Source organism: Fenollaria timonensis, assembly GCF_001457835.1.
Lineage (GTDB): Bacteria > Bacillota > Clostridia > Tissierellales > Peptoniphilaceae > Fenollaria > Fenollaria timonensis.
In genome coordinates this window covers 117,607-137,885 of record NZ_LN898229.1, presented here as the reverse complement: position 1 = coordinate 137,885, position 20,279 = coordinate 117,607, and the positions used below count along the sequence as shown (strand labels likewise).

Sequence of the window (20,279 nt, the reverse complement as noted above, 5' to 3'; positions counted from 1 at the left end):
GTATATATGATTACAGCTATAGTAGGAGCTAACTGGGGCGACGAAGGCAAGGGTAAAGTAACCGATATGCTAGCATGTGATGCAGATTATGTAGTTAGATTTCAAGGCGGAGCTAACGCTGGCCACACTATTATCAATAATTATGGTAGATTTGCACTTCATCTATTGCCATCAGGAGTATTTAATGAAAACACTGTCAATATACTTGCCAATGGCGTTGCACTAAACATACCATTCTTCATTAACGAGCTTAAATCAATAGTGGATGCAGGCGTTAAAGAGCCGACAATCTATGTATCCGACAGAGCACAAATAGTTATGCCATATCATATAGATTTTGATAAGTACGAAGAAGAAAGACTTAGCAAGGCATCATTTGGATCGACTAAATCAGGTATTGCATATATATTTGCAGATAAATATCAAAAGATAGGCTTTGAAGTGAACGAGCTTTATGACGAAGAATATCTTTCAGAAAAATTGGATTTGATATTGCCAATCAAAAACGCTATACTTAAGGAACTTTATCATAAAGAGCCGCTTAAGAAGGAAGACGTTTTAAAGACACTTCTTGAATATGGCGAAATGATCAAGCCATATGTTAAAAACACATCCAAGATGCTAAGAAAAGCTATCAAAGATGGCAAGAAGATCTTGTTCGAAGGCCAACTTGGCACACTTAAAGATACAGATCACGGCATCTACCCAATGGTAACAAGCTCATCAACACTTGCAGGATACGCATCCATAGGAGCAGGAGTGCCACCGTATGAAATAAAAAATATCATTGCAGTGACAAAGGCATATTCATCAGCAGTAGGCGCAGGCGAGTTCGTTAGCGAAATTTTTGATGAAGAAGCAAATGAGCTTAGGACTCATGGCGGCGACAAAGGTGAGTTCGGCGCAACAACAGGTAGACCAAGAAGAGTTGGCTGGTTCGACGTAGTCGCAACAAAGTACGGCATAGAAATGCAAGGCGCAACAGACATTGCCTTCATGGTTATAGACGCGCTTAGCTACCTAGATGAAATACCAGTTTGTGTTAGCTACGACATCGACGGCGAGATAACAGATGAATTCCCTAACACATCCAAGCTTAAAAAAGCAAAACCAGTTTTAGAAAGACTTAAGGGCTGGAAATGCGACATAAGAGGCATAACAAAGTACGAAGAGCTTCCAAAAGAAGCAAGGGACTACATCGAGTTCATCGAAGAAAAACTTGGCAAAAAATTTAAATACATTTCTACAGGACCAAAGAGAGAAGAAATGATAATAAGATAAAGATTAACTACGCTTGTGTATATGAGCGTAGTTTTTTTGTAAAAAAATTGTGTTTGTGATATAATAATTATGTTAAACTACAAGGGAGGACTTAATATGGAATTAAAAAAATCGAAAAAAGAAATGTTAAAGCTTGTTAATATACCTAGCTTTATTTTGCTACTTGCACTTTGCTTATTATCAGCAATATTATTTGTCATAGCACCAATCACTTTAAACACGGTTATTGAAAATGTTGGCAAGATTGGTGTATATGATATACTTAAAGTTATATCAATACTAGCACTTGGATATATAGTTGATTTTATCTCTGTTTTCACAAAGAATCAACTTATACAAGATTATCATACAAAAGGCGCTGGCCTCATTTATAGCGACATATTTAAATTAGACTACGATAAATATATAAACGAGGGGCCAACGGCTCTTCGCGAGCTTGCTTACAACGCGGTTGAAGCATATGCTAGTTTTTATTTTGACGTCATACCAAGTCTTCTTGTCAATGTTGTAACCATAGTCGTAACGATAGCAGTTGCTTGGTCATTTAATTATATTGCAGCTCTTTTTATGCTTGCAATTATCCCAATTCATTACTTTGGCTTTAAGGCACTCAATAAGAAACTTGCAAAGCTATCAATAAATTTGCAAAGCACAAGTAGTGAATCATTCAAAAATATTAATTCGCTTATCTCACAAGTTGATTTTATTAAGCAAAATGCAGAGAATGAAAATCTATTGCCATCGATAGAAGACAATATTCACAAATCAGAGGGGGTTAGAAAGAAAGTTAACTACGTCGCTAATGGCGTGTCTGGCTTACTTATTGGTTTAAATCAAATCATACAAAATTTGGTAATCATATTCTTAGCTGCTCTTGCACTTAATGATAAGAACAATTTTGGCTCAGTAATATTTGTTATGCTAGTTTTTCCTTACTTTTCTAATGCTATTAGAGGTTTATCTTTTACAAATTTAGGTTTTGCCAATGTAAAAGCAGCTGATAATTTTTTAAAGACACTTATAGATTTCAAAGCAAAAGATGGTTCAAAGCCTATGCCAGAGAAAATTGAAAGCATCAAATTTGATATTGACAAGGTAAATATACTTGATAAAAATCTGCTTAATAATGTAAAGATGGAGTTTAAAAAAGGCGATATTGTTGGTGTTATGGGCGAGAGTGGTACTGGCAAGAGCACTCTATTAAAACTTATACCAAAATTTAGAGAAACAGATGGTATATATATAAATGATATTCCTATAAGCGAGATAAAAAATAAAGATTATCTAAGAAAAGTTTCTTATTACTCACAAAATACACCAATTATTACAGATACTTTATATAATAATTTAAATTTTGGACGCAAAAAAGTTTCTAAAGTAATATATGAAGCAATGCCATTCTTAGCTAAGTTTACCAATCTAGATGAAATGATAGTTGAGAATGGAGCTAATTTATCAGGTGGAGACAAACAAAGGATAGCTCTTTCTAGATATTTTACAGAAGACGCTGACATAGTTATACTTGATGAGCCTACATCTTCGTTAGATAAAGAAACTGAAGAAGAGCTTATGAAAGAAATACTAAAATATACTAAGGATAAGATTGTTTTTATAATTAGTCATAACAAAGAAATTATGAAGTATTGTTCACATCTTGTTGAAGTAAAAAATAAAACAGCAACAGTTTTATAAAGATTAACTACGCTTGTGTATATGAGCGTAGTTTTTTGTTGCACATGGGGGGGGGGTACTTGTGTTATAATAAATATAGGGGGTTGATAAAATGAAAAGAAAATATGTTTTAATTGTTTTTTTATTTATTTCTTTGTTTTTAATTTCTTGCAACAAAGGTGAAGACAAAGAAATTAATGATAATGATGAAAAAATGATAGCAAAAGAAGATGAAATTAAGAATTTAGAGGATAATATATTTAGCTTAAATATGGAAAAAGAAGAATATAGAAAAAATTACGAAGATATTGAAGAAAAATATATTGCTTTAGAAGAAGTAACAAATTTTTATAAAAGAATTGCTAGTGAATTTACAGGAAAAGATGCTATAAAAAATAAATTTGCCTCAAATTTACTTGGCATAAGCTTCGGCGTTGGCAACAATGAACTTGAAGATGGATATAAGGTGTCTTTAAGTGGACTTTTAGGTCAGCCATTAAGAATTAGTGTTTCTTATAATATAATTTCAAATACAGTAAGACATGAATATTCAAGTTATTTTGGAGAGTCTTTACCATCAATTAATTTAGCTTCTATGCTTGATATTAAGACAAGTGGAGACTACGTTATAGAAGGAGAAAGCATTGATAAAACACAAAGCGATAAAATTATATTCAAAAATTTAAAAGTTGGTGATAAAGTTATTATAAAAATGAATAAGACTTTACAAAATCTTACTGATTATAAGTCGGATACCATCACCATAAACATAGTAGAATAAATATAAATTAAGCGAGGCACTTGTCTCGCTCTTTCTATATCTATAAAGAAATCTTATAAAAAGATACACTTTTTTATAAAAAAATCAATATTTGTGATTCAAATCACATCTTTAACATAAAACGGCCTGTATAATAGCATACAATATAATTCATCCAGAGAGGCGGAGGGACTGGCCCTATGAAGCCCGGCAACCTGTTTAATCAAGGTGCTAATTCCAGCGGTTATACCGAGAGATGACGATTTTTCATGATACTCTTTATCTTTTGGTAAAGGGTTTTTTTATTGGATTTATCCAAGGAAGGAGGAGCTTATGATAGAAGCAAAAAATTTGATTAAGACTTACAAGGTGGACGGCAAAGAATTTAACGCTGTTGATGGTGTAAGTTTTAAAGCAGAAAAGAAAGACATCTTAGCCATCATAGGTTTATCTGGCGCAGGCAAGTCAACTTTAGTTAGACTACTCAATAGACTTGAGGAAGCTGACAGTGGCGAAGTAATCATCGATGGAGTGAACATCTTTAACTTAAAGCAAAAAGAGCTCTTAGCTTTAAGAAAGAGAATCGCTTTTATCTTTCAAACTTTTAATCTTTTCAGTCAATACACAGTTCTAGACAATGTTATCTTCCCTTTAAACTTAAATGGTTTTAAGGGCGACAAAAAGGCTGAAGCGAGAAAGTTTCTTGATTATGTAGGCCTACTTGACAAAGAAAAAGCATATCCAAATGAATTATCTGGCGGACAAAGACAAAGAGTCGCCATAGCAAGAGCCCTTGTATCTAAGCCTGAAATTATACTTTCAGACGAAGCAACGAGCGCACTTGACCCAGAAAGCACTAGGATGGTCATAGATTTATATAAAAGAGCAAGAGATGACTTTGATACGACTACCATAATGATAACGCATCAAATGGAAGCGGCAAAGGATGCTTCAAACAAAATTGCTCTTATGGAAAATGGAAGAATTATAGAAGAAAACACTACTACAGAGCTTTTCAAAAACCCAAAGACAAAGCTTGCACAAAGCTTTATCAAAAAGGCGGCGCCTGATACAGAGCTTGACTACAGCGCTTTCACTGGCAAATTGATTAGACTTTCTTACTCGAAGGACACAGTTAAGACTCCTGTATTAAGTAATGCGATGAAGACCTTTAATGTTGACATCAACATCATTGACGGTAACATCAGTAACGTTTTGGATGAAGAGCTTGGCTACATGGTCGTTGAGCTTCGCGGCTCTGACGAAGAGACACAAAAAGTTATTTCTTATCTAAAAGCTAATTGTACAGAAGTATCGGAGGTGATAGCATGAGATTCAAGGAGATAATGGACATAGTTTTACCAGCACTTCCTGAAACTATAATCATGATTATAGTGCCGGCACTCATCGCTCTAATCATAGGACTTCCATGGGGCATATTAACTTATGTGACTAGACCAAATGGTTTAAGAGAAAATAAATTTATATACACAATAACCAATGGCATCATAAACATATTTAGAAGCATGCCAGCAATTATACTAATTATAGTCCTAGCGCCATTATCAAGATTTATTATTGGCAAGGCAATAGGAACTGAGGCAGCTTTAGTGCCACTAACATTTGCAGCGGCACCCTTCATAGCAAGATTATATGAAGGCTACTTCCTAGAAGTTGATGCGGGTGTCATAGAAGCAGCTAAATCAATGGGCGCAAGCAACTTTGAGATAGTTAAGGTGCTTTTAAAAGAGACAGTACCAGCAGCTATACTTGGCGTAACAACTACCATCATCAACTTAGTTGGCTACTCAGCTATGGCTGGAGCGCTTGGCGGCGGCGGACTTGGCGACATCGCAATCAGATACGGATACCAAAGAAATCAACTTGACATACTTTGGATTTCAGTCGCACTCATAGTTATAATCGTACAAATAGTACAATTCACAGGAAACACTATATACAAAAAAGTAAACAAAAAATAAATTTATAAAATTAAGGAGAGAATAAAATGAAAAAAATATTTACATTACTATTAGCATTAACACTATTAACAAGCCTTGTAGCTTGTAATAAGTCTACAGGAAACACAAATAATGATAAGGCAGAGACAGGCTCTGAAACAAAGACAGAAACACAAACAGATGATGACAACAAGATAATCATAGGTGTATCACCAGTACCTCACGCAGAAATTACTGAAGCACTTAAAGACGAGTTTGCAAAAGAAGGACTAGATGTTGAAGTAAAAGTATTTGATGACTACGTTCAACCAAACCTAGCTCTTGACCAAGGCGACATCGACGCAAACTTCTTCCAACACATACCATATCTAGAAAACTTCTCTAAAGAAAGAGGACTTAATCTAGTATCACTTGGCTCAGTACACATAGAACCAATGGGGCTATACTCAGACAAGATCAAATCACTTGATGAATTAAAGGACGGAGACGAAGTTTTAATACCAAACGATCCATCAAACGGACGTAGAGCTTTACTATTACTTGAAAAGAATGGTCTAATCACACTAAAAGATGATACTAAAGAAGATATAACTGAAAAAGATATTGATCAAAACACTAAGAATTTAAAATTTACTCCAATTGAAGCAGCTAACATACCTAACGTATATAAAGACGCAGCACTTGCAGCTATAAACACAAACTACGCACTTGGTGCAGGACTTAACCCATCAGCCGATGCGATAGCACTTGAAGATAAGGATAGTCCTTACGCAAACATCATTGCTGTTAGAAAAGGTGACGAAACTAAAGATAAGTTCCAAAAGCTTATCAAGGTATTCCAATCAGACGCTTGCAAGAAATTTATCGAAGATACTTACAAGGGAGAAATTTACCCTGCTTTTTAATATATTTAATGACGAGATAAGTGATGGCTACGGCTGTCACTTTTCTTTTGCGAAAAAATTACTACAAAGCTATGAAAATATGTTATAATTAATATAGATATTTATGCGCGATACGTTTCACGCAATATGAATGTAATAATTTTTATATAAAGCTTTTTGAAAGGAAGATAATATGTGTGGTATAGTTGGATACTATGGCAAGAATGATGCGATAAAGTACGCAATCAAGGGTCTATATAGCCTTGAGTACAGGGGCTACGACTCCTCAGGTATTGCCTACATCAAAGATAATGAATTAAGTGTTTATAAAAGAGTTGGTAGGATAAAGGAGCTTGATAAGGCTTGTCCAAAGGAAGCTGCTGGCATTGCCATCGCTCATACGAGATGGGCGACTCATGGCGGTGTGACTGAAACAAACGCGCACCCGCACCTTGATGCGAGCGCTTCATATGCGATAGTTCATAACGGCGTCATTGAAAATTACCTTGAGCTAAAAAAGTCTATGCCAGACTTTACTCCAAAGGGCGAGACTGACACAGAAGTCCTTATCGAGTATATAGCAAGAAATATGAAGGAAAATAATGTGGATAGCTTTATGAAGGCACTTGAAGACGTCAAAGGCAGCTACGCGATTTTAGTTTTAGATAAAAAGACTAAAAATTTATATTTTGCTAAGAATGGCTGCCCTCTACTAATGAGTGTAAAGAATGATGAGTATCTATTTGCAAGCGATATCTCAGCTGCAATTGAGCTAAATAATGAAATTATTTACTTTGAAGATGGTGATATGGGCGTTTTAAATAGTGACGGCATCAAGATATACAATTCTCATAAAGAAGTTCAAAGAGAAATTCAAAAGTCGACTATTAATATAGAAGAAACTCAAAAAGATGGATACGAGCACTTTATGCTTAAGGAAATACATGAAGAGCCAAAGAAGTTCAAGGAACTTCTTGATAGACACATTCGTGACGGCAAAGTCTACTTTGATGAATTAGATGGACTTAATCTAAATGACTTTGATAATATCTACGTAACAGGCTGCGGAACAGCTTATCACGCAAGTCTACTTGCTAAGAACTATCTTGAAAGGTTCATAGAAAGACCAATAATTGCTGAAACATCGAGCGAATTAAGATACTCATACAACTTTATTGGCAAGAAGACACTTATTATAGCAATCAGCCAATCAGGCGAAACAGCCGACGTTATGGGCCTTGTAAAAGAAGCAAAGGCAAGTGGCGCGACAGTCTTAGCCATCACAAACGTGATTAACTCATCGCTTGATAGGATCGCTGACTACAAGGTACACATCTTTGCTGGACCAGAAATTTCGGTTGCATCGACCAAGGCCTTTATGATGCAAATACTATGCATATATTTACTAGGAATATACTTTAGAGATGGCCTAGCAGGATACGACTGCGGCATGTACAGCCAAATTGTAGATGAATTAGTAAAAATATCTAGGGAAATGGATTCAGAAATAACAAGGCTTGAGCCCATTGCCAAGGAAGTTGCTGAGAGAATTAAGGATAAGGAAAAGATATTCTTCATAGGTCGTGACCTTGATTATATCGCGGCTCTTGAAGTTTCACTTAAGCTTAAAGAGATTAGCTACATCAACTCAATCGCCTTCAAGGCAGGCGAGCTAAAGCATGGCAGCATAGCGCTTATAGATGAAAAGTCATCGGCTATTGCCTTTGCAAACGAAGGACAAATTTTCGATAAGACAAGAACTACTTTGGAAGAGCTAGTTGCGAGAGGCGCTGAGACTATACTCGTGACAAATCAAGATGAGGGCGAGGGCATAGTGACTTTAAAGAGAACATTCACAGTCTTCACGCCAATCTACAGCGTTTTGTTTGGCCAGCTAATGAGCTACTACACAGCGAAGTTATTAGGACGCGACATTGATAAGCCGAGAAACTTGGCAAAGAGCGTAACAGTAGAGTAGGAGGATATATGATTAGAAAAGCAATAATACCCGCGGCAGGGCTTGGAACGAGGATGCTTCCTCAGACTAAAGCATCGCCAAAGGAGATGATACCAATCTTTGATAAACCGACGCTTCAATACATAGTTGAGGAAGCTTATGAGTCAGGTATCACGGATATACTGATTATAACTGGTAGAAATAAAAATTCTATAGAGGATCACTTCGACAGAAACATCGAGCTAGAGAAGTCTCTTGAGGACTCGGGCAAGTTTGAGATACTTAAGGAAATCAACAAAATCTCTGACATGGTCAATATTTATTACATCAGGCAAAAGGCGCCGCTTGGCCTTGGCCACGCAATTTTGTGCGCTGAGAGCTTTGCGGGCGGGGAAGATGTCGCAGTGCTTTTAGGCGACGACATCGTTTACTCGAAAGAGCCTTGCTTAAAGCAGCTGATGAACGCTTATGACGAGACGGGCAAATCCATCTTAGGTGTAGGCCTTGTAGCTAAAGAAGATACATCTAAGTATGGCATCATAGCTTACGATGAAAAAGTGAATGAAAGATTATATAAGGTCAAGTCCATAATTGAAAAGCCTGATATTGACAAGGCTCCGTCGAATATAGCTGTCCTTGGTAGATACATCTTGAAAAACGATATCTTTGAGCTATTAAAAAAGACTAAGCCAGGGAAGAACGGTGAGATACAGCTAACTGACGCTATTGACAAGCTTTTAAAAGAAGACGATATCTACGCTTATGTCTTTGAAGGCCATAGATATGACCTTGGTAGCAAGCTTGGTTTTATACAGTCTAATCTTGATTTTGCTCTAAGAAGCGAGATTCGTGAAGACGTCTTAAAATATATCAAGGATATAGTTAAAGATGAGGCTTAAGGACTTCGAGGCAGCCATCTTCGACCTAGATGGTACTGTCCTTGACTCGACGAATGTTTGGAAAAACGTTGACCTAAGATTTTTTACGAGGCACTCGCTTTTCTTAACTGACGACTACTTTGATAATATCATGCACAAGACACTTGTTGACGCTGCAAAATACACTATAGAGCGCTACGCACTTAATATGACGACCGAAGATGTCGTTAGCGAGTGGACTCATCTAGCAAAGGAAGAGTTTGAGAACAATGTAGTCCCGAAGAAGGGCATCATCGATTACTTAAAGAGACTTAGAGAAAAAGGCGTAAAAACTTCAATCGCGACAGCGAATGAGAAGGACATTTTTATTACTACGCTTAAAAAGTTTGATATGCACACGCTTTTTGATGACATAGTGACGCTATCTGACATCGGTTCAGATAAATCGTCGCCACTCATCTATTTAAAGTGCATTGCAAAATACAATATCATGCCGCAGAACACAATAGTCTTCGAAGACCTACCGAAAAACTTAAAAACTGCGAAGAAGGCAGGCTTTGTAACGGTTGGCGTACTTGACAACGAAGACTTTTTATCACATATTTCTAAATATAGCGACATCATCATCAGAGATTTTACAGAAATTTAGGAGGACATTATGAAAAAATTTATTTTAACACTACTTATTTTATCTATGCTTATGGGCTTAGTTGCATGTAAGCCAAAGGAAAAGGATGAGCTTCAACTAGGCTTCGTACCTTTAGTTGACCAAGATAAACTAGAAGACTTAACAGAACCATTAACAAATATACTTACAGATAAGCTTGGTAAAAAAGTTTCAATGTTTACATCAACAAACTATGTTGGCGTAGTAGAGGCGCTTGGCTCAGGCAAAGTTGATTTTGCAATCATCCCACCATTTGCCTATGTACTTGCAAATAAGAACGGCGGAGCAGAAGTACTTTTGTCAGCACTTAACAAGGACGGCAAAAATTATTATAGAAGTGAATTATTAGTAAGAAAAGATTCTGGCATCAAAGAAGCTTATGAAAAGGACGGCTACGAAGCACTTAAAGGCAAAAAAGTTGCTTTCGTTGACCCAGAGAGCGCTTCAGGCTATATATATCCAGGTGCAATGCTTGTTAAGGGTGGACTTGATCTTGAAAAAGATATTGAATATATGTTCGCTGGTGGCCATGACAAGGCTGTTCAAATGCTTTTAAACGGCGACATTGATGTCTGTGCGACATATGAAGGCGCTGAAAAAAAGCTTATGAAGGACTTCGATGGCCTTGAAGGACTAGAAGTACTTGAATACACTGAGAAGATTCCATATGTATGCGTAGCAGCAAGCAAGGACCTAAGTGACGATATGAAGCAAAAGATAAAAGAAGTCTTCCAAAATGATTTATCAAGTGGCGAAGGCAAAGAAGCCTGCGAAAAGATATTCAACTTAACAGGCTTTGTCGAAGCGTCAAACGATGACTTCCAAAACGTTATCGACACAGCAAAGATTATGAACGTTGATTTAGAGAAATGATATTAGAAGTAAAAGATATATCAGTACAGTACGAAAAAAATATTGATGCGATAAAAGACGTCTCTTTCGATTTAAACGAAGGAGACTTTGTCGCGCTTATAGGTCCATCAGGTGCAGGCAAGTCAACTATACTAAAGGCAATAAACGCACTTAACCCACTTAGCAAGGGAAGCGTTTTATACAAGGGCGAGGACGTTCACAGCCTTGGCGCGAAAGATTTAAGAAAGCTTAGACGAAAGATAGCCTTCATCTTTCAAGACACAAGCATCATTGAAAATATTTCAGTTCTTGATAATGTTCTACTAGCGCGTCTTGGCGAGAAAAAGTTTTTTGAGGCGATGCTATCGAAGTTCACTGACGATGAGTATATGGATGCTCTCAAAGCCATCGAGATGGTTGGGCTTAAAGAAAAGACTTATGCCCTTGCCAAAGACCTTTCAGGCGGACAAAAGCAAAGGGTTGCCATAGCTCGCGCCCTATTTCAAAAGTCAGACCTAATCCTCGCGGACGAGCCTATATCCTCACTTGATATAGAGACAAAGAGGTCCATCATGGACATTTTCAAGATGCTTAATACTGATTATAATAAGACCATCATCATTAGCATGCATGACCTTGATTTATCGCTTGAATACGCAAAGCGTGTGATTGCAATCAAGGACCACAGAGTATATTTTGACAGGAGTGCGGATGAACTAGATTATGACGGAGTTAAAGACTTATTTATCTAAAAAGAGAAGAAAGAAAATTTTACTAGCATTGGCATTTTTCGCCTTGCTTATAGCTTCAGGCTTAGGATCAGAATTTTCCTTAAGCTCTTTTTTGCGTGGACTTCCAGATATGTTTGACCTAGTCAGGAGAATGTTTACACTTGATTTTGCTTACATCGCTTCGGTTATGGACCTAGTCTTCGAAACATTCCTTATGGCCTTTGTATCATCGGCCTTCGGAGTCTTCTTGGCATGCATCATAACATTCTTCCTGCCATACAATACAAGCCCTTCGCAAATAGTCTCAAAAGTACTAAGCGCAGTATTTTCAGTATTTAGAACACTTCCATCACTTATATGGGCGGCGCTACTTGTGAGCTTTTTCTCAGCTGGTCGCTTTTCAGGACTATTGGCACTTAGCATCATTTCATTTTTCATGTCAACAAAACTAATAAAAGAATACATAGAGGCCATGGACAAGGAGGATTTTGATTTTTACAAGTCACTCGGTATTGGCAAAGGCAAAATCTATTACAAGATAATTTTAACTAAGATGAGAAAATTTATTGTATCGACATTTTTATTATGTTTGGAGAGCAACATTAGAAGCGCGTCGATACTTGGACTAGTTGGCGCAGGTGGCATAGGACAAAGACTGTGGCTTGAGTTAAATCATATGAACTACGATAGAGTCTCGTCAATCATCTTTATGCTGCTTATATTAATTTTCCTTATAGACCTCGTGAGCCAAAAGCTTAGACAGGTCGATATAAAAAGCCCAATCAAAGTTAATGACCTAGCTTCATACAAGAGAAGCAAGATACTTAAGAAGATATTCTTCGCAATATTTTTAATAGCACTCTTCCTTGTAATCAGGTTTTCTATCAACATCACATACGAGCGCTTCCTTCTTGGCCTTAAGCAAGGTAGTGTCATCATAGGAAAGATATTTGATCCAGATTTTGCTTATCTATCAAGAGCAGTGCCAGCGGCCGTTGAGTCAGCTGCCATCGCCATCTTCGCTTCGCTTATGGGAGCCATCGTATCATTTATCTTCACTCCATTTACTGCTGTGAACATCGCCCCTTCGAAAAAAGTTTCAGTGCTATTTAAGGTGCTTATCAATGTAATCAGGACCTTCCCGCCAATCATCTCAGCCATAATCTTCTTCAGAGGTCTAGGACCGGGTCCCTTTGCAGGTGCACTCGCGCTTACAGTCTACACATCGGGTATGCTTAGTAAACTTTACTTCGAATACATCGAGGACATCCCTAGTGACAGCATCATGTCTATGCAGGCGCTTGGCCTAAGTCCCTTTACCATGTATACGAAAATGATTTATCCAAAGACATACAGAAGCTTCTTGGGCTTCGTTCTATATAGGCTCGAGTCAAACATCAGAAACTCATCGGTGCTCGGACTTATCGGCGCAGGCGGTATCGGTACATTACTATCGATGAACATATCGTGGCGCAATTGGAATCGAGTTGGCTCGCTACTTCTAGTCAGCTCAGTCATGATTATATTCTTTGACTATCTGTCATCAACAATTAGAAAAAAATTATTATAATTAAGTGGGCACTCGCTCACTTTTTTTATTTTATAAAAATTTAATGATATAAAATATTTTTATAGGTTTATTAAAAAAAGGTATTGACTTTAAACATATTGAAGAGTATAATATTAGCTATAGCTAACAAAAGTTAGCTATAGCTAATTTAAATATTGGCTGAGAAATGTTTTTTAAACGGCGATTGTATTTGCCAAATATTTTCGAAAGGAGGAACTATGAAAAAACTAAGCATTTTATTGGTGACAGCATTAGTTTTTTTGATGTCCATTACTAATGTTTTTGCGGATATGGCAGATAAAAAATACAAAGACTGGGAAGATGTAAGTAAGGACATGGAAGTCGTTTTAAGGGATGCCCTTAAAATTTATGAAGCAGGCGGTCCAGATGCAGGCAAGGAAGGCTATGACAAAATTAACGAAGCTTATTTTAGATATTATGAAAAATTAGGCTTTGAAAAAATTGTTATGACAACAATTTCTGGCAAGCGTGGATCAACTGTTGAGAACCAATTTTATTTGGCGAGAAAATCTATGCGTCAAAATGAAGATATCGACGTTGTTAAAGATGAAGTTGAAGTACTAATTAGATACCTACACGAAGATGCGAAGACCCTTGACGGCATGAGAGGCAAAACCGGATCTGGCTGGGGAGTTTTCTTTAGCGTTTTAGGACTAACTTTAAGAGAAGGTCTTGAAGCAATTCTAGTCGTTGCAGCACTTATTGCTTATCTTGTAAAGACAAACAATTTAAAATACGTAAAAGGCGTTTATATCGGCGCAATTTTAGGTATTGTTGCTTCAGTAATTCTTGCAATTATATTCAATATGATTGCTAAGCAATTTGGCGAGGACAGTAGTGGTGCTAGCCGAGAGATTTTTGAAGGATGCGGAATGTTTTTGGCTGTTATTGTTTTATTCTATGTATCAAACTGGATGCTATCAAAATCTGAAGTTGAAGTTTGGAATCATTACATCCAATCAAAAGTCGAAAGTTCAATTACAAAAGGAAGTGCTATGGCTTTAGTATTCAGCTCATTCTTAGCAGTTGCCCGTGAAGGCGCGGAATTGATTATTTTCTTCCAAGGTATGAGAGATAATATTTCAAACAATCCAGCATATATGTGGGGCGGCTTAGCATGCGCAATCGTAGTACTTGCGATTGTATATGTATTAATTACAAAGATGAGCGTAAAGCTTCCACTAAAACCATTCTTCACAGCTACATCAATCTTGATGTTTGTACTTTGTGTCTCATTCATCGGAAAAGGAGTCTCCGAACTTCAAGAAGCTGATCTTATCGGAAGGACAATAATTCCATGGATGAATGGATTTACAATTGACATCTTAGGAATTTATGATAGGGTAGAAACTCTATTGGCACAAGTTATTTTAATAGTAATAACTATTGTAACACTTATCGTTCAAATTAAACGTAACAAAATTAAAAGAGCAGAGCTCGAAAGAGATTATGCAAATAAGAACTAATAGGAGGTTTATTATGAGTTCAAAATTAAAAAAATTATTCGCACTAGCACTTGCAATTATGGCAGTTGCAGCTTACGGATGTAATCAAGCACCAAAACCAGCTGATGATAATACAGCTAAGGTTGAAGACAAAAAAGATGAAGACACAAAAACTGAAGACACAAAAGCTGAAGACAGCAAAGACGTTGCAGCTCCTGGTGAAGACGCAGGATTCGACGAATTCCCAATTGGCGATGAACAAGAATCAGGCCCTCTAGCAGTTGCTGGTGTTTATTTCCAACCAGTAGATATGGAACCAGCAGGTAATTCATTATCAAAAGAAGAAGCTGACTGCCACATCGAAGCTGATATTTCAGCAACAGATGAAGGTACAACTCTTGGTTACGGCGCAGGTGACTTTGTTCCTTGGCTAAATGTTAAAGCATATATCCAAAAGAAAGGTTCAGACAAGGTTCAAGAAGTTGCTTTCATGCCAATGAACGCATCAGATGGTCCACACTATGGTGCAAATATAAAATTTGAAGAAGGTCTTGGCACATACAATGTTAAGTTTGAAATTTCTGCTCCAGGAAACGACTATCTATTACACGTTGACAAAGAAACAGGTGTAACAGGAAGATTCTGGACAGAGCCAATCGTTATTGAATGGCCAGAATTTGAATGGACAGGTCCAAAGTGGTAAAAAATATTGGAAATGGCTTTTAGCCATTTCCTCCTTGTACATAGGAGGAATTATGTTAAAGATATTTGTTAAAGTAATGGAAGCTGGCGTAGGATTCTCATTTATAATGGGTCTGGCGCTTGGATATCTAAGTACAGAAAACTTCAAAAGCAAATATAAAATTATTTTTGGCACAGTCTTTGTAGGCACTCTTGCGGCAATTATCTCTTCAGTCATTAGAGAAATTCCAAATTTTGTCAACAGAAGCGCTTTGTCATTTTGGTCAATGGTACCAATAGTAATTGCTTTTATTGGAATTATCATTTTTTATTTTCTAAAAGAAAAATCCAGTATATATAAAAATATTTTTGTTGGTTTTTTGTCCCTTTATATCATAGCGTCATTTTTCTATTATATGCCAGCTCTTTTTGTTCAGTTAAACAATTTTGTTTATTATGGAGAATCTGCTGTATCCACCATGGTTTTATACAGAATCATTGGTTATGTATTTGCAGTTGTTCTGATGATTTTATCGAGTATTGCAATTTTCAAAATCGTTAGACGAGTTGACAAAATTTATAGGGATAAAATTTTAATGATCTCATTATCAATTTGGGGAATAAATCAAATATTTATTGTTCTTCAAAGACTATACGCAGTTGACATTATACCGAGAAATGCAAGTGTATTTAACACAATTGCTTGGGTAATAAACCATGCACATTACATCGGATTTAGTCTAATGATTTTTTTAATAATCCTGCCAATAATCTTATATTTAAATAATATTAAGGTTAAGGAAACTTTTAAAAATCCTGCAGAATTGAGAAAAAAGAAATATCATATGAGATGCAATAGAAATTTGGCAAAATTTTTATTAATTTTAATCGTTATTAACGTTTTTAGTTTAACTTATTTAAGGGCTTATTCTGGACGCGAAATTCAGCTTTCAGAACCCGAAGAGTATGAAATTGACAACGATATGATTGTTATCCCACTGTCAGAACTTGAAGATATGAAACTCCACCGTTATCAATATACGGCAACTGATGGAGTTCACATGAGATTTTTCTTAATTAAAAAATCTCAGGGTTCATATGGAGTTGTGCTTGATGCTTGTGAAATTTGCGGGCCATCAGGTTATTATGAGCGTGGCAACGATGTCATTTGTAAATTGTGTGATGTTATTATGAATCGTGGCACAATTGGTTTTAAGGGCGGATGTAATCCAATCCCTATACCATACATTGTTCACGATGAAAAAATAAAAATCAACATGCAAGATCTTGATGCCAACAGCTTTGTATTTAAGTAGGTGACATATGTTTTTTAGAATGATTAAAGGTGCAATCTTTAGGCAAAAGAAAAAAATGGTCTTGATTGCACTTGTAGTAATGCTTGGCACTTGTCTTTCAACCGCTATGCTTAACACAATGCTTGGCATTGGTGACAAGGTCAACAGAGAATTAAAAGCTTATGGGGCGAATATAAATGTTGTTCCAAAAGAATCTTCCATGCTTGATGATATTTATGGAATTGGCGAGGATAGTCAAAAAAATTATTTGAAAGAAGATGAACTTGGCTTAATAAAAACCATCTTTTGGTCTTTCAATATCGTTGATTACACACCATATTTAAATATCAATGCGAAAGTTGATGGAGAATCTACAAGAGTTGTAGGAACATGGTTTTATTATCACATGGACCTTCCAACTGGTGAGTCCATCGATACAGGTATGAGAAAATTAAAAACTTGGTGGAATATCGATGGCGAATGGATTGAAGACAAAGATACAGACAAAGTCATGGTTGGTACTGTCTTTGCTCTTAGAAACAATTATAAGCTTGGCGATAAAATTAAAATCGAAGGTTCTTCTAATACAAAAGAATTTACAATCGCAGGTATTTTTGATTCAGGTAGTGATGAAGACTCACACATTTATCTACCATTAAAAATTGCTCAAGAATTGGATGGGGTATCAAATGTAGTTTCTCGCGTAGAAGTTTCTGCATTAACAACTCCTGATAACGATTTGGCAAGAAAGGCCGCAAGAAATCCAAAGTCTCTTACAATTAAGGAATGGGAGGTTTGGTACTGTACAGCTTATGTAAGTGCGATTTGTTATCAAATTCAAGAAGTTATGACCGACTCAATCGCAAAGCCTATTAGGCAGGTAGCAGAAAGTGAAGGCGATATTTTAAACAAGACAACTCTGCTAATGGTTTTAATTACCGCACTAAGCTTAATTGGTGCAGCACTTGCGATTTCAAATTTGGTAACAGCATCTGTCATGGAAAGGCGCGCTGAAATTGGACTGCAGAAAGCAATTGGTGCAAATAACACGAGAATTATTACGAGGATTTTAGCTGAAAACATTAGCACGGGTATTATGGGTGGAACCGTCGGATATTTTATAGGACTTGGTCTTACTCAAATCATTGGTATAACAGTTTTTGGCTCTGGTATCCCGCCTACACCGATGGTAATACCTATTGTGATTATTTTGATTTTACTTGTAATTGTTTTAGGCTCAATACCAGCCATTAGATATTTGCTAAAACTTAATCCAACGGAGGTGCTTCATGGAAAAGGCTAAAAGAAAAAATGTACAATTCTTTTGGAAGATGGTTGAGTCATCGATAGCAAGAAGAAAGGCTCGTATGCTAACTGCACTTCTAGCAATTGCAATGGGCGCAACGATTTTATCAGGTCTTGTTACAATATATTACGATATTCCAAGACAATTGGGAAAAGAATTTAGAAGTTATGGAGCAAATATGATTGTTATTCCAAAATCTCAAGACGATAAGATTGGAGATAATCATATTGATGAAATAAAAAAACTTGCAGGCGACAAACTTGTGGGAATTGCTCCTTATATTTATCAAAACGCAAAAATCAATGAGCAACCTTTTGTAATTGCAGCTACAAATTTTGACGGCTTAAAAAAGAACAGTCCATTCTGGCTGGTTGATGGTGATTGGCCGAGTGAAAAAAGGACAGTTATGCTTGGTCATGAAATTTCAAAAAAACTTGGCCTAAAAATCGGCGATCCTTTTGTACTGAGCACTCCAAAAGAAAATTCACAAGAAATGAGAGACAGTGATTTTAAAGTTGCTTCAATTGTAACGACTGGCGGAAAAGAAGAAGATTTAATATTTATGTCTATTGAAGATATTAGATCTATTATGGGCGATTTAAATATCAACATCATCGAATGTTCAATTGATGCAAACAGTGAAGAGCTTCAAGCAATTGCAAATAAAATAAATGAAATCGATAGCACTGTTAGTGCCAGACTTGTTAAAAGAGTTACAGAATCACAAGGCGTGGTACTTGAAAAGCTTCAAGCCCTTGTATGGATTGTTACAATTATTGTTTTATTTATCATGATGATATGCGTTAGTACAACAATGATGGCTGTTGTAACTGAAAGAAGAAAAGAAATTGCTCTTAAAAAAGCCTTGGGCGCACACAATAAATCAATAATTTATGATTTCTTAGGCGAAGGATTTTTACTTGGACTAATGGGCGGAGCCCTTGGTTCTTTACTTGGATATTTATTTGCAAGTGAAGTGTCAAGACGAGTTTTTGCAAGAGGTGTAAATTTTTTATGGGCTCTAGTTCCAATTACAATCATTGTATCAATAGCAATTACAATTGTGGCTTGTATTATACCAGTTAAAACTGCAACTGCAGTTGATCCAGCACTTGTATTGAGGGGGGAATAATGAATATATTAGAATTAAAAGATATCTCAAAGATATACGGAGATTTAAAGGCACTAGATAAAATAAACTTAAATGTGGAAAAAGGCGAATGGGTTTCAATCATGGGTCCATCAGGTAGCGGTAAAACAACAATGATGAACATCATCGGCTGTATGGATAAGCCTTCTATAGGTGAAGTTTTACTTGAAGGAATTGATGTTTCAAAATTAACTCAAAAGGAATTAACCGAGATTAGAAGAGATAAGATTGGACTAATTTTTCAACAATTCCACTTGGTAAACTATTTAACTGCCTTAGAAAATGTTATGATGGCCCAATACTATCACTCAATGGTAGACAAGGAAGAGGCCTTGCAAGCCCTTGAAAGCGTTGGATTAAAAGATAGGCACAATCACTTACCTAATCAGCTTTCAGGTGGCGAACAACAACGTGTTTGTATCGCCCGTGCTCTCATCAACCATCCTTCCCTTATCTTAGCAGACGAGCCGACAGGAAATTTGGACGAAAAGAATGAAATGCTTGTTTTGGATATTTTAGAAAGACTTCATAACAGCGGATCAACAATTGTAGTTGTTACCCACGACCAAGAGGTTGGTGTTGAGGCAGAAAGAATCGTTTTTCTAGAGCATGGAAGAATTGCTAGAGAAGAAAAACAAAAAAGACAAAGACCAGTTTTGGAGGTTTAATATGAAAAAGACTTTATTATTACTATTGGCGCTTAGTTTGCTGTTGACAGCATGCGCCAAGAAGCCTGACGATGCTCGTGCTGATGACTCATGTAGTGATGCATATAAAGATGGCACATACCACGGAGAAAGCCAAGCTGATGAATGGGGCGGCAAGGTTACAACAGATATTACCATCAAGGATGGAAAAATTGTTGAAGCAAATTTAAAAAACTTGCTAGCTGATGGAAGTGAAAAAGACGAAAACTATGGAAAGGCCAAAGAAGGCGCAACAAACCAAGGCCTTTACAAGATTGCACAAGAAGCAGTTAAAAATTCAAAGGAATATCCAAAGCTTTTAATTGAAAAAGGTAAGATCGAAGATGTCGAAGCTATCTCTGGGGCGACTGTTACATTTAAATCTTTCACAGAAGCTGTAAATGATGCATTGAAGGATGCAAAATAAAACTTATATTAAAATTATCTATAGTGAAAAACTTGCTATAGATATTTTTAATTAGC

The 20,279-nt window shown here is 36.4% G+C and carries 19 protein-coding genes and 1 riboswitch; all 19 genes read left to right on the top strand.

Going from position 1 to position 20,279, the window contains the following annotated elements; genetic code table 11:
* The first annotated feature begins 6 nt into the window (after positions 1 to 6).
* The 19 genes from BN3004_RS00660 to BN3004_RS00570 all read left to right on the top strand — a co-directional run bounded on the left by BN3004_RS00660 (position 7) and on the right by BN3004_RS00570 (position 20,223).
* Positions 7 to 1,281 (top strand): adenylosuccinate synthase, encoded by a 1,275-nt coding sequence (locus BN3004_RS00660; protein WP_058259385.1) that lies wholly within the window; start codon positions 7 to 9, stop codon positions 1,279 to 1,281.
* Between the two features lie 96 nt (positions 1,282 to 1,377).
* Positions 1,378 to 2,973 carry an ATP-binding cassette domain-containing protein gene (locus tag BN3004_RS00655; RefSeq protein WP_058259384.1) on the top strand — a complete coding sequence of 532 codons (1,596 nt, stop codon included), beginning with the start codon at positions 1,378 to 1,380 and terminating at the stop codon, positions 2,971 to 2,973.
* A gap of 91 nt (positions 2,974 to 3,064) precedes the next feature.
* On the top strand, positions 3,065 to 3,733 hold the full coding sequence (locus tag BN3004_RS00650) for a hypothetical protein (protein WP_058259383.1): 669 nt from the start codon (positions 3,065 to 3,067) through the stop codon (positions 3,731 to 3,733).
* A 147-nt stretch (positions 3,734 to 3,880) separates the two neighbouring features.
* Positions 3,881 to 3,975: riboswitch (SAM riboswitch) on the top strand.
* Between the two features lie 70 nt (positions 3,976 to 4,045).
* Positions 4,046 to 5,044, top strand: a complete 999-nt coding sequence (locus BN3004_RS00645) for a methionine ABC transporter ATP-binding protein (RefSeq protein ID WP_058259382.1) — start codon at positions 4,046 to 4,048, stop codon at positions 5,042 to 5,044.
* Positions 5,041 to 5,694, top strand: coding sequence for a methionine ABC transporter permease (locus BN3004_RS00640; RefSeq protein WP_058259381.1), 654 nt, complete (start codon positions 5,041 to 5,043; stop codon positions 5,692 to 5,694). Before BN3004_RS00645 ends, BN3004_RS00640 begins: the two co-directional genes overlap by 4 nt.
* Before the next feature lie 26 nt (positions 5,695 to 5,720).
* Positions 5,721 to 6,578 (top strand): MetQ/NlpA family ABC transporter substrate-binding protein, encoded by an 858-nt coding sequence (locus BN3004_RS00635; RefSeq protein WP_058259380.1) that lies wholly within the window; start codon positions 5,721 to 5,723, stop codon positions 6,576 to 6,578.
* 172 nt (positions 6,579 to 6,750) lie between these two features.
* Positions 6,751 to 8,535, top strand: a complete 1,785-nt coding sequence (gene glmS, locus BN3004_RS00630; protein WP_058259379.1) for a glutamine--fructose-6-phosphate transaminase (isomerizing) — start codon at positions 6,751 to 6,753, stop codon at positions 8,533 to 8,535.
* Between the two features lie 8 nt (positions 8,536 to 8,543).
* Positions 8,544 to 9,413, top strand: a complete 870-nt coding sequence (gene galU, locus BN3004_RS00625; RefSeq protein WP_058259378.1) for a UTP--glucose-1-phosphate uridylyltransferase GalU — start codon at positions 8,544 to 8,546, stop codon at positions 9,411 to 9,413.
* On the top strand, positions 9,403 to 10,041 hold the full coding sequence (locus BN3004_RS00620; RefSeq protein ID WP_058259377.1) for an HAD family hydrolase: 639 nt from the start codon (positions 9,403 to 9,405) through the stop codon (positions 10,039 to 10,041). The genes galU and BN3004_RS00620 overlap by 11 nt, the downstream gene beginning before the upstream one ends.
* A gap of 9 nt (positions 10,042 to 10,050) precedes the next feature.
* Entirely contained in the window at positions 10,051 to 10,932 is an 882-nt protein-coding gene (locus BN3004_RS00615; protein WP_058259376.1) for a phosphate/phosphite/phosphonate ABC transporter substrate-binding protein, read from the top strand.
* Positions 10,929 to 11,663 (top strand): phosphonate ABC transporter ATP-binding protein, encoded by a 735-nt coding sequence (gene phnC, locus BN3004_RS00610; RefSeq protein WP_082244030.1) that lies wholly within the window; start codon positions 10,929 to 10,931, stop codon positions 11,661 to 11,663. The genes BN3004_RS00615 and phnC overlap by 4 nt, the downstream gene beginning before the upstream one ends.
* Entirely contained in the window at positions 11,635 to 13,212 is a 1,578-nt protein-coding gene (locus BN3004_RS00605) for a PhnE/PtxC family ABC transporter permease (RefSeq protein ID WP_058259375.1), read from the top strand. Before phnC ends, BN3004_RS00605 begins: the two co-directional genes overlap by 29 nt.
* Before the next feature lie 218 nt (positions 13,213 to 13,430).
* Positions 13,431 to 14,699, top strand: coding sequence for an FTR1 family iron permease (locus BN3004_RS00600; protein ID WP_058259374.1), 1,269 nt, complete (start codon positions 13,431 to 13,433; stop codon positions 14,697 to 14,699).
* A gap of 13 nt (positions 14,700 to 14,712) precedes the next feature.
* Positions 14,713 to 15,381, top strand: coding sequence for an iron transporter (locus BN3004_RS00595; protein ID WP_058259373.1), 669 nt, complete (start codon positions 14,713 to 14,715; stop codon positions 15,379 to 15,381).
* Between the two features lie 52 nt (positions 15,382 to 15,433).
* Entirely contained in the window at positions 15,434 to 16,675 is a 1,242-nt protein-coding gene (locus BN3004_RS00590; protein WP_196792448.1) for a DUF2318 domain-containing protein, read from the top strand.
* Between the two features lie 19 nt (positions 16,676 to 16,694).
* A complete protein-coding gene (locus tag BN3004_RS00585; protein ID WP_349267112.1) occupies positions 16,695 to 17,957 on the top strand; it encodes an ABC transporter permease in 1,263 nt (420 codons plus the stop codon).
* Entirely contained in the window at positions 17,944 to 19,092 is a 1,149-nt protein-coding gene (locus tag BN3004_RS00580; protein ID WP_058259371.1) for an ABC transporter permease, read from the top strand. The genes BN3004_RS00585 and BN3004_RS00580 overlap by 14 nt, the downstream gene beginning before the upstream one ends.
* Complete coding sequence (locus tag BN3004_RS00575; RefSeq protein ID WP_058259370.1) at positions 19,092 to 19,778, top strand: ABC transporter ATP-binding protein; 687 nt, start codon at positions 19,092 to 19,094, stop codon at positions 19,776 to 19,778. Before BN3004_RS00580 ends, BN3004_RS00575 begins: the two co-directional genes overlap by 1 nt.
* 1 nt (position 19,779) lies before the next feature.
* Positions 19,780 to 20,223, top strand: coding sequence for an FMN-binding protein (locus BN3004_RS00570; protein ID WP_058259369.1), 444 nt, complete (start codon positions 19,780 to 19,782; stop codon positions 20,221 to 20,223).
* Positions 20,224 to 20,279: the final 56 nt, after the last annotated feature.

Coding starts and splice junctions, on each gene's coding strand:
- BN3004_RS00595 (WP_058259373.1), top strand. CDS start 14,713: ATGAGTTCAAAATTAAAAAAATTATTCGCACTAGCACTTGCAATTATG.
- BN3004_RS00620 (WP_058259377.1), top strand. CDS start 9,403: ATGAGGCTTAAGGACTTCGAGGCAGCCATCTTCGACCTAGATGGTACT.
- BN3004_RS00615 (WP_058259376.1), top strand. CDS start 10,051: ATGAAAAAATTTATTTTAACACTACTTATTTTATCTATGCTTATGGGC.
- BN3004_RS00660 (WP_058259385.1), top strand. CDS start 7: ATGATTACAGCTATAGTAGGAGCTAACTGGGGCGACGAAGGCAAGGGT.
- BN3004_RS00605 (WP_058259375.1), top strand. CDS start 11,635: ATGACGGAGTTAAAGACTTATTTATCTAAAAAGAGAAGAAAGAAAATT.
- BN3004_RS00600 (WP_058259374.1), top strand. CDS start 13,431: ATGAAAAAACTAAGCATTTTATTGGTGACAGCATTAGTTTTTTTGATG.
- phnC (WP_082244030.1), top strand. CDS start 10,929: ATGATATTAGAAGTAAAAGATATATCAGTACAGTACGAAAAAAATATT.
- glmS (WP_058259379.1), top strand. CDS start 6,751: ATGTGTGGTATAGTTGGATACTATGGCAAGAATGATGCGATAAAGTAC.
- BN3004_RS00590 (WP_196792448.1), top strand. CDS start 15,434: ATGTTAAAGATATTTGTTAAAGTAATGGAAGCTGGCGTAGGATTCTCA.
- BN3004_RS00650 (WP_058259383.1), top strand. CDS start 3,065: ATGAAAAGAAAATATGTTTTAATTGTTTTTTTATTTATTTCTTTGTTT.
- galU (WP_058259378.1), top strand. CDS start 8,544: ATGATTAGAAAAGCAATAATACCCGCGGCAGGGCTTGGAACGAGGATG.
- BN3004_RS00570 (WP_058259369.1), top strand. CDS start 19,780: ATGAAAAAGACTTTATTATTACTATTGGCGCTTAGTTTGCTGTTGACA.
- BN3004_RS00575 (WP_058259370.1), top strand. CDS start 19,092: ATGAATATATTAGAATTAAAAGATATCTCAAAGATATACGGAGATTTA.
- BN3004_RS00640 (WP_058259381.1), top strand. CDS start 5,041: ATGAGATTCAAGGAGATAATGGACATAGTTTTACCAGCACTTCCTGAA.
- BN3004_RS00580 (WP_058259371.1), top strand. CDS start 17,944: ATGGAAAAGGCTAAAAGAAAAAATGTACAATTCTTTTGGAAGATGGTT.
- BN3004_RS00635 (WP_058259380.1), top strand. CDS start 5,721: ATGAAAAAAATATTTACATTACTATTAGCATTAACACTATTAACAAGC.
- BN3004_RS00645 (WP_058259382.1), top strand. CDS start 4,046: ATGATAGAAGCAAAAAATTTGATTAAGACTTACAAGGTGGACGGCAAA.
- BN3004_RS00655 (WP_058259384.1), top strand. CDS start 1,378: ATGGAATTAAAAAAATCGAAAAAAGAAATGTTAAAGCTTGTTAATATA.
- BN3004_RS00585 (WP_349267112.1), top strand. CDS start 16,695: ATGATTAAAGGTGCAATCTTTAGGCAAAAGAAAAAAATGGTCTTGATT.